The 13,765-nt window shown below is 41.9% G+C and carries 11 protein-coding genes and 1 tRNA gene; 3 read left to right on the forward strand and 9 right to left on the reverse strand.

Annotated features, from left to right (window positions below; genetic code table 11):
- Positions 1-139: 139 nt before the first annotated feature.
- The 5 genes from BC751_RS06790 to BC751_RS06810 are packed head-to-tail and all read right to left on the reverse strand — an operon-like array spanning position 140 to position 3,065.
- Positions 140-895, reverse strand: a complete 756-nt coding sequence (locus BC751_RS06790; RefSeq protein ID WP_130274880.1) for a LytR/AlgR family response regulator transcription factor — start codon at positions 893-895, stop codon at positions 140-142.
- Positions 892-1,959: a sensor histidine kinase gene (locus BC751_RS06795; RefSeq protein WP_130274881.1), complete on the reverse strand. Its 1,068-nt coding sequence runs from the start codon at positions 1,957-1,959 to the stop codon at positions 892-894. Before BC751_RS06795 ends, BC751_RS06790 begins: the two co-directional genes overlap by 4 nt.
- 49 nt (positions 1,960-2,008) lie before the next feature.
- Complete coding sequence (locus tag BC751_RS06800; RefSeq protein WP_130274882.1) at positions 2,009-2,527, reverse strand: DUF2306 domain-containing protein; 519 nt, start codon at positions 2,525-2,527, stop codon at positions 2,009-2,011.
- Positions 2,524-2,856 (reverse strand): hypothetical protein, encoded by a 333-nt coding sequence (locus BC751_RS06805; protein ID WP_130274883.1) that lies wholly within the window; start codon positions 2,854-2,856, stop codon positions 2,524-2,526. The genes BC751_RS06800 and BC751_RS06805 overlap by 4 nt, the downstream gene beginning before the upstream one ends.
- The gene (locus BC751_RS06810; RefSeq protein WP_130274884.1) at positions 2,853-3,065 is read right to left on the reverse strand and encodes a hypothetical protein; all 213 of its coding nucleotides are present in this window, start codon (positions 3,063-3,065) and stop codon (positions 2,853-2,855) included. The genes BC751_RS06805 and BC751_RS06810 overlap by 4 nt, the downstream gene beginning before the upstream one ends.
- A gap of 436 nt (positions 3,066-3,501) precedes the next feature.
- Here BC751_RS06810 and BC751_RS06815 point away from each other — a divergent pair, with 436 nt between their 5' ends.
- Entirely contained in the window at positions 3,502-4,710 is a 1,209-nt protein-coding gene (locus tag BC751_RS06815) for an ATP-binding protein (protein WP_130274885.1), read from the forward strand.
- Positions 4,711-5,101: 391 nt separating this feature from the next.
- Here the strand turns inward: BC751_RS06815 and BC751_RS06820 are convergent, their stop codons facing one another.
- Complete coding sequence (locus tag BC751_RS06820) at positions 5,102-7,627, reverse strand: M14 family metallopeptidase (protein WP_130274886.1); 2,526 nt, start codon at positions 7,625-7,627, stop codon at positions 5,102-5,104.
- Positions 7,628-8,205: 578 nt separating this feature from the next.
- Here BC751_RS06820 and BC751_RS06825 point away from each other — a divergent pair.
- Positions 8,206-8,721, forward strand: coding sequence for a hypothetical protein (locus BC751_RS06825; RefSeq protein ID WP_130274887.1), 516 nt, complete (start codon positions 8,206-8,208; stop codon positions 8,719-8,721).
- A gap of 696 nt (positions 8,722-9,417) precedes the next feature.
- Here BC751_RS06825 and BC751_RS06830 read toward each other — a convergent pair.
- Positions 9,418-9,492 (reverse strand) — tRNA-Val (locus BC751_RS06830).
- A 191-nt stretch (positions 9,493-9,683) separates the two neighbouring features.
- Here BC751_RS06830 and BC751_RS06835 point away from each other — a divergent pair.
- Positions 9,684-11,012 (forward strand): M24 family metallopeptidase, encoded by a 1,329-nt coding sequence (locus BC751_RS06835; protein WP_242617396.1) that lies wholly within the window; start codon positions 9,684-9,686, stop codon positions 11,010-11,012.
- A gap of 557 nt (positions 11,013-11,569) precedes the next feature.
- Here the strand turns inward: BC751_RS06835 and chrA are convergent.
- On the reverse strand, positions 11,570-12,766 hold the full coding sequence (gene chrA / locus BC751_RS06840) for a chromate efflux transporter (RefSeq protein WP_130274888.1): 1,197 nt from the start codon (positions 12,764-12,766) through the stop codon (positions 11,570-11,572).
- A gap of 3 nt (positions 12,767-12,769) precedes the next feature.
- A complete protein-coding gene (locus BC751_RS06845) occupies positions 12,770-13,750 on the reverse strand; it encodes an isopenicillin N synthase family dioxygenase (RefSeq protein ID WP_130274889.1) in 981 nt (326 codons plus the stop codon).
- Positions 13,751-13,765: the final 15 nt, after the last annotated feature.

Genomic DNA, 13,765 nt, shown 5'->3' on the forward strand with positions numbered 1-13,765 from the left:
AATATGGAATTCAATTCCATATTTTTCAACAATGATTCAACTATCGGCTTCAATTAAACTATTACCACTAGCTTCCAAATTCAAAACAGATGCCTTAGTAGGTCCCAGGCAATCAGGAAAAACCACTTTGGTGAAAACTTTATTTTCCGTCCAACCATTCCTTCATTGCCATCACTTTCTCCCTACTTACAAGGATATCATTATCGGAACAATCTTTAAGCCTGATTTTCAATCTGCTGTTGGAATAGGTATGGATCTCAGCAATGGACTCAATGGCAGCGATGTATTTTCTGCTGAGTCTGAAAAACTGCTTTGGATCCAGCAATGCTTCCAATTGATCCAAGGTATAGTCCAAGATGAAGCGTTTGCCGGCCATAGTCTGTAAAAAGGTGACCCGCTCCTCACTCACAAAGAAGGATGCCTCAGAAGCTTGTATGGCCAGAATTTTTTCACCGATCTTCACCATAAACCGGCTTTTGTATTCCTTTGGCTTGGGCTGCAGAAGCTCCTGAAGCTGTTGGATATCTACCATGGGTTTGATTTGAAGTCTCTTGAACTTTTGTATGGAGGTTTCAAGCTCTTTGGGGTCGATTGGCTTTAGAAGGTAATCAATGGAATTGAGTTTGAATGCTTTGATGGCATATTGGTCATAGGCAGTGGTGAATATGATCGGGGAACTGACTTTGACCTTTTCAAAAATTTCGAAGCTCAAGCCATCTGCCAATTGAATATCACAAAAAATCAGGTCAGGGGCCTGGTGCTGCATAAACCAGTCAACAGCTGTCTGTATACTGTCCAAAGGGGAAAGTATTTGCGCTTCCGGCAATAGTTCGGAGATCAGTTTTTGCAGCCTGGAGGCGGCAGGTTTTTCATCTTCTATGAGTAAAATTTTCATTTTTGGTTTACTTGTAGTAAGGGTAGCCTGACTTTGAATTCCTGCTCATTTTGGATCACTTCCGGTGATTGCTTGCTTAATAGCCGGTATCTTTGGATGATATTGTTGAGTCCCACCCCTCCTGAAGTTGTCTCTTTGCTGGTTTTGGGCTGGAAGCGGTTTTTTACCCACAAATTTTCATCTTCCTGAGCTATGATGATCTCTAAAGGCTTTTCCTGACTGATGATATTGTGTTTGATGGCATTTTCCAACAATAGCTGCAGGGAAAGTGGGGGAAGGAAAAAGTCCTTGCTGCTATCAATAGCTATGGTGTATTCCAGGCTGTTCTCAAAACGGATTTTCTGTAAACTCAGGTAATTTTGGGCAAAGTCCAGTTCATCCTGCAGAGGAACCAATTCTTCATGCTGGACTTCCAGGACATAGCGGTAAATTTTGGAAAGCTGCTGTATGAAATCATCTGATTTGATTGGACTTTCATGGACAAGTCCTGAAAGGGTATTCAGGGAATTGAAAAGAAAATGAGGGTTCAATTGGTCTTTAAGAGACTGATATTGGCTGCTTATGTTTTCAGTTTTCAGGTTTTCGGCTTCCAAAGCAGCATTTTTCCATTCATAGAGCCATGATCTGGTAATGAACACTGCAACAATAAGGACAGCAAGTAAGGTGGGCGTGAGTCCATTTACAGCCATTCTGGCCAATCCTAAATTTTGAACAGTGACCCCATCCACTGTCAGCAGTACATAGGAATTGATCAAGATAAAGCTTACCAAATAGGCGTAGAGCAGGTACGAAGCAGAGGTCAGCAACAACCTTTTAGCAGGGTTTTCTATCCAGGAGATCTTTTGGTCAAAATAAGATTCCACTTTAAAGCCTCCTACACTCAATGAGGAAGACAGTAGAAAAGCAAAAACAAAATTCGGAATAAATTCCAACAAACCTTCCCTGCTGAACAGACAGTCCGGACACTGTACAAAGACAAATAGGAAAGCAACCCCCAGATTGACCAGAAGAAATCTTTTCAGGGTGTTGCTAATGGTGGCTTTACTAAAGAAGGATTTGCTCATAATATTTTTTATGGCTTGCTTCGTGCCGGGGCAATCAGTTCATGTCAAGTCAATTGGCCAATTTTGATGATTCCGGATATTTTCCTAATCGCCTGAATTTGATAAGGAAGTACGTAATTAATCCCAGAAAAATCAACTGTGCAATAAAGTGACTTATTCCCACCACGGGATCCCCGCCTATAATCAAAGGCCTAAGCGCTTTGACATGAAGGAAGGTTTCATTGATGGCGCCCCCTACTAAAAAGTAGTAACTCAGTACCATGCAAATGATATGCACCTTTAACCAGTGTTTGTACTGTTTTTTATAGGTAATCAGAAAGCCAGGGATGAGAACCGCTATAGTGACAAGAGCAAGCATATGGGGAAAGAACCATCTGCCAAAGGCATTATAAATCAGGAGGGCAGAAAGGTTATTGATGAGCATGGCTAGAAAGTATAACTTACCAAGTTGGCGGTGCCTAATTCCCCCTTTTTGGATAAATAAGACCCAGGCGCCGAGAAACAATGAAGCAGTGGCGCTCAAAATATGTGTCCAGCTGATGGACTTGGAGATTATTTCGGTTATCATTGTTTTTTAAGGTTAAATCTAAATCCTGCAGAAGTCAAAAAAACAGTAGCATAGGTAGGTGCCCCCGGTATTCTATCAGCTTTTCCATCAGGAGTGGTTACTCCCAGCTCCAAAAAGAAATTGAAATGAGGGTAGAGAAAAAAATCAAAACCAAACAGCCCATAGACACCTCCTTCGAATTTTTTGGATGAAAAATTGGGATTGGGAAAGGTTCCCAAAAAACCTGATTCTCCATAGAGCCTGATATGTTTTCCGATCCGTCCGGCAATTCCCACAAATCCAATTCCCAGTTGAGGGAAGCTGCTCCATTCAAAAACATCACCGTTCAAATGCTGGTAAAAGGCAAGGTTGACCTTAGTCTCAGGGCACCGCCTCCATTCCAAAACATAGGGCTGGTCAAATTCAGGCCAATGCCAAAGTCGCTTGGCATCTGGGTAATATGAAACCCTAAGCCAAGTCCTTCATGGTTTGTTGGGCCTTGGGCAAAGCTTTCTATCCCCCAAAAAACCAGTAACAATAAAATCATCATTTTTTTCATTGCTTTTAGAATTTAAAGCCAATTATCCATTTCGGTTTTTTGATGTCAGTAAATTTGGATGAGCTTGCACGGATAAAAAATTTAACCTTACTGAAGATCAGAATTGGCTTACTGAAATGTTAAGATGAGCGACTGGATTTTTTAATGTGCTTGGCTTAGGAAAGCCTTGGCCATGGGGTATGCAAATAGTATGGAGGCTTGGTTGAAATACAGACATACCTTTTTCTCTTCCTCTTTTAAATTTGATAACCAAGTTCACTAGGCTTACAGAGGAGGTATGAATAAATCTGTCCAGGGAGCTTTTTGGTTGCCTGCTTAGAGATAAATTCGGATGATTTTACGAGTTGATTAGTTAAAATATCCGATATTTTTACTAATGTATCCGTAAAAATATCTGATAATTTTACTATTATTGGTTTTTAAACCAGTTGTATAGATGATCCGAAAATTATTTAACAAGCTTTTACAGCATCTTCCCAAAAAGGAGTTTACAATCCTGACTGGTGCCAGACAGTCTGGTAAAACTACTCTATTAAACAATTTGCGTGAATATTGTAAACAGCAAGGTATTCCTGAGATATTTATTAATCTTGAGAATAAAATACTTTTGGCAGAACTTGATGCTAATCCGCTCAACCTATTAGCTTACCTTCCCAGTCAGGGGGTTAAAACCATTGTGTTTCTTGATGAAATTCAATATTTGTCCGATCCTTCTAATTTTCTAAAGCTCCTGTTTGATGAATACAATCACTTGGTAAAAATAGTAGCAAGCGGCAGCAGCGCTTTTTACATTGATTCCAAGTTTAAAGATTCTTTGGCTGGAAGAAAAAGGATTTTTAATCTGATGACCTGTGATTTTGAAGAGTATTTGATTTTGAGCGGTAAAGAAGAACTTTGGGATGAAGTGGTACGGATCAAATCACAGCCAAATGCAAAGAGTCTAAAGTTGACTGAACTTAGGTTGGAATGGGAGGCATTTATGCTTTATGGAGGATATCCTGCAGTCATTACAGAAAACTCCATTCCCGAAAAAATTGAAATGCTCAATGAGATCAGAGACTCTTTTATCAAAAGGGATATAATTGAATCAGGGGTTCAAAATGAAGCAGTCTTTTATCGGCTATTCCAGATTATGGCCTCTCAGACCGGGCAATTGGTTAATATCAATGAATTGAGTAACACACTTCAATCCAGAAATGAGACCATACAAAGCTATGTGGGGATTATGGAAAAGTGTTTCCATCTTTCCCTTGTGCGTCCGTTTTTTGCGAATTTAAGGAAGGAGTTGGTGAAAATGCCCAAAGGGTATTTATTGGATTCTGGACTGCGAAATGCACTACTCAACAACTTTACACCCATCAATCAGCGATTGGATAAGGGTGAAGTCTGGGAACAATCAGTTTTTCGTTTGTTGGTTGATAAGTTTGGGCTTGATGGAATCCGGTTTTGGCGGACAGCTGATGGAAAAGAAATTGATTTTGTTTTGTCTGATGAAAATCCTCCAATGGCTGTAGAGGCGAAGTTTGATGAAAAAATGGCTAAGCTCAAGAAGTACCAGTTATTCAGGGATACATATCCTGATTTTCAATTTCAATTTGCCTTTATGCATCCCTGGTCAGAAGATTTTTTCAGGAAGTATTTCTGACAGTTGATTTTTATTCTTTAGGATTTCCATAAAAAACCTCCTGGACAGGATAAGTCCAGGAGGGTTAGTTTTTCATGCTTCCAATAATAATGGAACGCGGATGACGCAGATTGGGCTGATTTTCGCAGATTTTTCCGCTTTTTTCGAATTGTAAGATATGAGACAAAAGACACAAGGAATAAGACCTTAACTTACTTCAAATCATTCCTAAATCAGCCTTCCGAAATCCGACCTTCTGCTTCTTTGTCTCTTGTCTCTAAACTCTCATTTTCTACCTGAAGGTAGGCAAGCTCGCTTTCTATTTGCTCGAACTTTATCTTGGTACATGGTACAAAATCTCCATTTTTACACAGATCGAGTCTAGTTTCTCGCTTCTAATCTCTCGCCTCTATTATTGTCCTACCAAGAACACCGCATTCGCCATCAGCAACTTGCCGTTTTCCCAGAAGGCACGGAACATCGGATTGTCCACCATATAGACAATCTGTCCTCTTCCCTGAGGCTCTACCCCATACACCATGGATTTGGCCATTTTTGGTTTGATTTTATGACCAATATAGCCAAAGCGGTAAGCGTCATTGCTTGGGATAATACCGGCATTTACCCCATTGTTGAGATAGGAGAAGCGTGAACCGTTATTTTTGAGGGTATAGAACTTGCCCCCCAATCCAAAACCAAGTGGATGTGTCCGGTCAAAAGTCACTTCATATATTGCACCGGCAGCAGTATTGGAAATAGCCAGTCTTTCTCTTTCCTGATAAGGTTCCAGTCTTTCTACATTCTGTATTTCCTTTTGTTCTTTTTCAGCTGCCTTTTTCTCATCTTCTGTGTCATAGCGGCTTAGGTCAAAACCGTTTTTATCCGCAAAAGCATTCAAAGCATTCTCAATGGCAATCAGCTTTCCTCCGTTCCTTACCCATTCCATCACTTTTTTCATATTGTTTTCATTCAGGTAAGATCCCCAGCTTGAAGGCAAGATGATGACATGGTATTTGGATAAGTCAAATCTTGATAGGTTTTCCGCCTCCAAAATGCTCACCGGGTAATCCAGCTCCTGCTCGAAGTAGTACCACAATTCACCGAAATTGAGCGATGAGGTACCGCTGCCCCCCAATAGGGCTACATTTGGCCTGACAATAGGTCTGACATCAGGAGAGCCAAAATCCTTTCCTTTGTCCACATAAGCGGAATTGCTGATTGTCAGTGGGATCTCAAACTTGTTGGCCAAGTCCACTACTTTCTGGTCATAGTTGGCCACATATTGGTTGCCATTTCTATGGAGGATCAAAGTTCCAGCAGGATAGCTTTTCCCTCCTATCTCGAAATCGTATTCTGCAAACCTTACCCGGATGCCTTCATTCAATAAGGCCGCTAAGTACTTCGCGTGAACAGTGGCATGCCAAGGTGCCAGGTAAGCCAAAGGTTTTCCATCCACCTTATTGGGGCTGAATGCAGGTTTTTCAAACTTTTTGGCAGGATCCAGACGGGTTTCTAAGGCATAAGCCTGCACACCATAGGCATAAGGCAATGCCCAGCTCGTAATGTCATAGGTAATGCTATCCTCTAGGGTCGCTTCTGGTTCAAAAAGTACCTGGGTCAACACCGATTTGGGTTGGTAGGCATTGATAACAATGTCTTTTTCAGTCGTAGAAAAAGTCGCTGTTTTTCCGGTATTGTAATCCAGACCCCTCAGTCCAGACCGATTTCCGGCATATCCATATTGGATTTTGTTTTTGTCCATCAGTGCAAGAAGCGCCTTTACCCTTTCCGGGTTTTGATCACCTTTGATCACAAAGCTCTTGTACTTGGCTCTTGGATTGCTGCTGTTATTCTTGAAGTAATTGGCAAATTCAGCAGTAATTCTGGCAGCATTTTGGGCAGTCACTTCCACTGCTGAGATCCCGGCCATGTGCTGGTGCTCAATCCTTTCTTTTAAGGTAACCGTGTCACCCAGGGCATCTAACATACCGAGTCCGGCACGTCCTGAACCGCCTTTTTCGATGGTCATCCCGATAGCGCCACTGTACATGGGATAAGTGTCACCATAGGAGGGATAGAGGAGATCAAACCTTTCTTTGGTGAAATAGAACCAACCGTTTTGATCGAAATATTTGGCGGTATTCCTGCCATAGATTTCCTGGAATTCATGTTGAAAAGGCGTGAGCTGCTCGTGGGTAGGCTTGGAAGCCGGAGCAAAATAGAATGGATCGTTGATGCCCTGCTCATGGAAATCCACAAAAAGGTGGGGCATCCATTCATGGTAAAGTTTCAGGCGTTGTTCGGATTCTATTTGTGTCTGCCAGGCCCAGTCCCTGTTGAGGTCAAGCAGGTAATGGTTTGGCCTTCCACCTGGCCAAGGCTCAAAGTGTTCTACAGATTGAGGGTCAGGCTGCAATCTTTTGTTTTGCTTTTGGTTGTACCAAACGGTATAGCGGTCCTTTCCATCGGGATTGGCGCAGGGATCTACGATGAGGACCTGATTTTTCAACCAGTCTTTGGATTGTGCATTGTTGGGATCGGCGATCTGCCAGAATGTTTTCATGGCCGCTTCTGTGCCTACGGCTTCGTTGCCATGCACATTGTAGGACATCCAATTGATGGCTATGGAAGTGCTGGGACTACCTTCAACCATGCCTGTTCTTTTGAGGTTATCCAAACGGATATTCTCCAGGTTTCCCATATTCTCAGGGCTGGAGACAATGGCTATGAACAGCGGTCTTTTTTCATAGGTTTCCCCATAGTAGACCAGTTTGACATTGGGTAGGGTGGAAGCCAGGTGTTCGAAGTAATCTACCACTTGGTGATGGGGTGTAAATCTTTCTCCCATTTTGTAGCCCAGGAATTCCTCTGGGCTTTTTTGGGCAAAAACTTGGAAGCTCAGCAGCAGTCCAAGTATCAGCGCGTATATTTTCTTCATAGACGTAAATTTTGAACCTGTAAGATAGGTGTATTTGAAGAAGTGGACAAGGTGAATTTTGGGAGAGGGGGATATAGGGGTTGATAGAGATATTTGTGTATGTTGGATCCGCTAAGGCGAACGGGATACTGATGGATATTAGATATTTATGGATATTAGATCCGTCTCAAGGAATAAGTTGCTGATGGAAATTAAATGGCGGTAATTGCTGTAATTTAATTTATGATCCCAGACCCGCCAATTCATAAAAATTCTCTGGACTTATGACTTTGAACGCTGACTCCGGATAGGTTTCCTGAAAGGATCTTAGGGAATTAGGATTTTGTGTGGGGGTTGTATTTGAATTCAACTTCATAAATTTAGCTAAAAATTTGAAGTTGAGTTCAAGAATTTGCCTAAAATTATGAATTTTAATATTTATTTTTTTACGTTTAACAACGTAAGTGATCTTTAGAAAGAGATTATTTCTGATGAAGCTGTTTTTGAACTATGTTTTTATGGAGAATTGAAATCAATTATGATGTTCTAATCCTACAACAAATTCCTGAGATCAGTTTTGAAGAGATTGAATAGTCCTAGTGTCTGTTTTTTTATCAATTACAATCTTTATTTCAATTAATTCTTTTTTTTTCACTTCATGGAACCGGAATGAAAATTCCGAAATTAAGGATTCAGCTTTCTATTTTGAGCTTGTGGATTCTGTAAAAATTGAGATACCCTACGAGTTTGGCTTAGTATTCCCCAAAGTTATTGATGGTAAACTTTTAGCTTATAGCTATCTTGATCAGACTTTCCATGTTCTTGATTCAAAGGGTAGGCTTCAGAACTCATTTAATAATCAAGGAGAGGGGCCTAAAGATTATACCCGGAATCTGTCATTTGTTACGATAAACAACGGACACTTGATTTTCATGGATAATAAAAAGCTATCATATTTCAGTTATCAAGGTGCAATATCAGAGCTCCCAATTTCTGGCGCAGTACATTTTATGGATGACAATGACATCTTGTATGTAAAGCGTGTTTCAGAAAGGGAATTGGATTACAATGTTTTTTATCGCTATAAAGTCTCTTTAAACTGGGCAAAAGATTAAACATTTTCTAATTATGTTCTGGTCATACAACAACATTAGGTATAAAATGTTGTTTGCGTAAAACATTTTATAAAAACTTTAAATGGGTAAAGTGATCCATAATCAATTAGATCACAGGGAGTTATTTACTGGTATGGGTATGAATAATCATGTATAGTTACAAGAAACGAACCTACATGGTGAATAACTGGCTTCAAAGAATCAGGTCATTTTAATGATATTCGATACCCTTCGGGGTTGGGGGACTCATCTATCCGAATTACTTCTATAAATATGTTATCCCTTCGGGATAATTATAGCCTGATTTAAAAAATCTGATTAATAGGGATATCTGATTTCCCGACCCTGAAAGGATCATCTATTTGTAGAATCACCATTTCAGCTTAGAGTATATTACCCAGAATAGGTCATATTTTATTTTCATGCACGAAAAAAATATTTCGTCGAAGGCTTATTTCAACTTATTCGAATAGCATATTTAAAGACAAAAGACCAGATTGTTCTTCCAAAGTGAACCGAATCTAACCTCTCGCTTCTCGCTTCTAAAAATAGGATCATCAGCTCTTCGGGAAAACGAGTCTTGTTTCTTGCTTCCCCGATGCTCGGGGCAGGCTTTGTTTATTGTTTCTGTTACAATCCGCCTGACATCCATCGAGTCTAACCTCTCGCTTCTCGTCTCTAGTAGTCTAAAAAAAGTGGAACTTGAGGGATTCGAACCCACGACCTCTGCCCTGTCAAGGCAGCGCTCTAAACCAACTGAGCTAAAGTTCCATATATTTATTTTCTTTTAGTAACCCTGGTTTTTGGATCCAGACCAGCGGCCTTCCCGACCCATGTCGGGACGCTTTGTAAACCAACTGAGCTATAGTTCCATTTTGGTGCCTCTAAATAAGGTAAACAGTTGAACATTTGCAAAAACTTTTTGAATGGTAATTTTGACCTTTTAAATAAATCAAGAGTAAATGGGTACTTCTGAGGCAGTAAAGTCTGATGGAATTTTTTATTTTTCTGAAAATCATACCGCCATGAAACTCAAAAGAAGATCCTTTGTCAAGTGGGTATCTCTTTCCCCTGCCCTCGCCATGCCTGCCTTTGCTTGCTCCAGGCCCGAAAAACAAGATAGTAAAAGTACATCGAAACCGGTCCAGCCTTTGAACCTTTCCATAGAGCCTATCAGTAGGGATGAGCGCTTGGCCCGGCTTGCCAAGGCACAGCAGCTGATGCAGGAACAAAAAATTGATGCACTTTTTCTGGAACCCGGCACCAGCATGAAGTATTTTCTGGACTTTGATTTTTTTCTTTCCGAAAGGATGGTCGCAGCAGTTATTCCTGCCAAGGGGGATATTGCCTACATCTGCCCAAGATTTGAACAGGATAAGGTGGAGGAATTGGTGAAATTCGGCAATAAGGTGCTGACCTGGAATGAACATCAAAGTCCTTATGCGCTTACGGCTAAGTTGCTCAGGGACCTTGGAACCCCCAATCAAAAGGTGGCGATTGAAGAGCGTTGCCGGTTCTTTCTTTATGATGGGATCAAAAATGAAACTTCCAGGATCAATTTTGTCAATGGAGACGGAGTGACTGCTGGTTGCAGGATGTATAAATCTCCTGCAGAAATCGCACTGATGCAGGCAGCCAATACGGCTACCCTGGAAGCCTATAAAATTTTGTTTAATTCCTTAGAGGAGGGTATGACCCAATATGACTTTCGGGACATTGCTTCAGAAGCACACAGTAAATTAGGGTTTAGAGGTTCAATTGGGGCCAATTTTGGTGAATGGTCGGCTTTTCCGCATGGAAGCAGCAAAATACAAAAATTAAAGCCCGGGGATATAGTGTTGGCAGATGGGGGATGTACAGTGGAAGGCTACCAATCGGATATCAGCAGGACCATTGTTTTTGGGGACTATAATGACAGGCAGAAAGAAGTTTGGGAGGTGGTGAAAGAGGCGCAGTCAGCCGCATTTGAATTGGCCAAGCAAGCGGGTGCTACCTGTGAGCAAATGGATGCAGCGGCAAGGTCGGTGATTGACAAAGCGGGATTTGGTCCGGATTACAAATATTTTTCCCACCGACTCGGTCATGGTATTGGCATGGACGGTCACGAATGGACCAATTTGGTAAGGGGCAACAGCACACCATTACAGGCAGGGATGTGTTTCAGCAATGAGCCCGGGATTTATATCGTGGGTGAGTTTGGTGTTCGTCTGGAAGATTGTTTCTACATGACAGAAAATGGACCACAGTACTTTACCCAACCAAGTCCGGCGATCGACAAACCATTTGCATAGAAAGGCTCAAGGTTTGATTTTGCCACAAAGGCGCCAAGGCACAAAGGAAGGAATAATAATGTAGAATGAGGAATTTAGAATTAAGGATGGATATCCAGACACTATCCCGAATCATGTGCTGTTTGGGACGTTCGTAAAAGCACCAGTTTCTACTCAATTTCGATCTTATTTATTGGGTATAAAATCTTAAATAGCTTAGTGTCTTGGTGCCTTTGTGGCCTATTCACTTCAGGGTCTTAGGATTGAAATGCCACGAAGACACGAAGGCACAAAGGAAGGAATAATAATGTAGAATGAGGAATTTAGAATTAAGGATGCATATCAAAACACTATCCCTAATCATGTGCTGTTTGGGACGTTCGTAAAAGCACCAGTTTCTACTCAATTTCGATCTTATTTATTGGGTATAAAATCTTAAATAGCTTAGTGTCTTGGTGCCTTTGTGGCCTATTCACTTCAGGGTCTTAGGATTGAAATGCCACGAAGACACGAAGGCACAAAGAAAAGTCAAAACTTAGTGTCTTGGTGCCTTTGTGGCTGAACCTTCAAAACCGAAGTCAGAAAATCCAATTGTACCCAATGCCCGCCAATACCCCTATGATGATGATGATTGGAGAGCTCAACTTGGTAAATTGAAGCAGCAGGTAAGTGCCAAAAATGGCCAGGATATTGAATAGATTGGCATCCAGGGGTTCGAAAAGCAGGTAGGCGGCAGCTATCAGCATCCCGCAGCTGACCGCATTGATCCCCTCCAAGGCGGCACGCACCGGACGGTATTTTTTGAGTTGGTCCCAAAACTTGATCACAAAGAAAATCAGGAAAGTTCCGGGTAGAAATATGCCCGCCGCTGCCACAAATCCACCTGTAAGCAGTCCCGGGATGCCATCTTCCCGCATGGAAAGCGCACCCACATAGGAACTGATGCTAAAGGTAGGCCCGGGGATTCCCTGTGAGATCCCGTAACCGGTCAGGAATTCTTCCGAACTCAGGAATTTTTTGAATTCCACAAATTCGGTATATAAATAGGGCACCAAAACCTGTCCTCCGCCAAAAATCAGGGAACCGTTTCGGTAAAAATTTTCAAACAGCAAAATGGACTGGTTTTTGGTGATGGCTCCCAGTACGGCGGCAAAAACCAAAACTCCTCCCCAAAGGAAGAAGTTGGCCCATGAAACCATGAGTTTTTTGTTACCTTCTTCTTTTGGCTGATCCCGGAATTTAAGAGAAGTGCTGATGCCTCCCACGACCAATAGCAAAGGGAATACATAAGGAGAATTGTAGAAAAAGGAAACGAAGGCCGAAAACATCATCAGGACAGTAGCCTCCGGAGTTTTGACCATTTTGAAAATGGTTTTTTGGGCCGCATAGATGATAAACCCAATGGCCATGGGCTGGATAAACTTGGCAAAACTCAAAGCACCTGGGGTATTTTCCTGAAGGAAGTCTATCAAAAAAGCTGCTGCAATCATCAGCAGGGTAGCAGGCAAAATCCAAACAAAAAGGGAAAGGTAGGCCAGATTGGGGCCACCGATTCTGTAGCCTATTGCGGAAATAGTTTGGGTAGAGGTAGGTCCCGGGAGAATCTGACATAGTGCATTCAGTTCCCAGAGTTCTTCTTCTTTGATGTAGCCCCGCTTTCTCACCATGAGGTCGAGCACCATGGCGAGAAAGACTTGGGGTCCACCAAATGCTGTGAAAGAAAGTAGCAATACATCCTTCAGGTAGAGGTAATATCGTACTTTCCTGACCGACACTTTTTATTTTTTTAGTCCCAGTTCCCTTAAACGCTCATCCAGGAATTCTCCGGCAGTGGCGTCTTCAAATTGTTTGGGGTTGTCGGCATCTACGCAGCTTTCCAGGCAGGTCAGGTCCATCTCAGACCTTGGGTGCATAAAGAAAGGGATAGAGTACCTGCTGGTATGCATCAGTTCACGGGGTGGGTTGACTACCCTGTGGATGGTAGACTTCAGTTTCTTATTGGTCAGTCTTTCCAACATGTCGCCCACATTCACTACCAATTGGTCAGGCAATGCAGTAATCGGTATCCATTTTCCGTCTCTCCTCAAGACCTGAAGCCCATCGGCAGAGGCGCCCATCAATAAGGTGATCAGGTTGATATCGCCATGTTCGGCAGCACGAACTGCATCGGCAGGAACGGCATCCGGGTTTTCAATTGGGAAGTAATGGATTTGTCTCAGGATAGAATTGCCATAGGCTACTTTGTCCTCAAAGTAATCTTCCTCCAGCCCTAAGTGAAGTGCAATGGCACGCAACATATTTTTTCCCGCATTTTCGAGGGTTTTGTAGATTTCCAGAGCAACGGTTTTGAATTCAGGCAATTCTTCTGGCCAGATATTCGCTGGATATTCAGATTTGATGGGGTCATTGTCAGGAATGTCGGACAATTCCTGCCCTACATGATAAAATTCTTTCAGGTCACCGGTATTTCTTCCTTTAGCATGTTCTTTACCTTTTCCGGTATATCCTCTTTGAAAGCCGATTTCAGGTTTTTCGTATTTGGCTTTCACCGAATCAGGAAGGGCAAAGAATTCTTTGATCACAGCATAGAGCCTATCCTGTAAATCCTGACTCAAACCGTGGTTTTTTATGGCCACAAAGCCAATGTTTTGATAGGCATCACCCAGCTTTTTTACAAAAGCTGCCTTCTTCTCTGCATCTCCGGAGGTAAAGTCTGCCAGGTCCAGAGATGGGATTTCATCATATAAAATCTCAGTCATATTTGGTAAATATTT

Origin of the sequence: Cecembia calidifontis, from assembly GCF_004216715.1 — a bacterium.
Classification (GTDB): domain Bacteria; phylum Bacteroidota; class Bacteroidia; order Cytophagales; family Cyclobacteriaceae; genus Cecembia_A; species Cecembia_A calidifontis.

Coding starts and splice junctions, on each gene's coding strand:
- BC751_RS06790 (WP_130274880.1), bottom strand. CDS start 895: ATGAAAATTTTACTCATAGAAGATGAAAAACCTGCCGCCTCCAGGCTG.
- BC751_RS06795 (WP_130274881.1), bottom strand. CDS start 1,959: ATGAGCAAATCCTTCTTTAGTAAAGCCACCATTAGCAACACCCTGAAA.
- BC751_RS06800 (WP_130274882.1), bottom strand. CDS start 2,527: ATGATAACCGAAATAATCTCCAAGTCCATCAGCTGGACACATATTTTG.
- BC751_RS06810 (WP_130274884.1), bottom strand. CDS start 3,065: ATGAAAAAAATGATGATTTTATTGTTACTGGTTTTTTGGGGGATAGAA.
- BC751_RS06815 (WP_130274885.1), top strand. CDS start 3,502: ATGATCCGAAAATTATTTAACAAGCTTTTACAGCATCTTCCCAAAAAG.
- BC751_RS06820 (WP_130274886.1), bottom strand. CDS start 7,627: ATGAAGAAAATATACGCGCTGATACTTGGACTGCTGCTGAGCTTCCAA.
- BC751_RS06835 (WP_242617396.1), top strand. CDS start 9,684: ATGGGTACTTCTGAGGCAGTAAAGTCTGATGGAATTTTTTATTTTTCT.
- BC751_RS06845 (WP_130274889.1), bottom strand. CDS start 13,750: ATGACTGAGATTTTATATGATGAAATCCCATCTCTGGACCTGGCAGAC.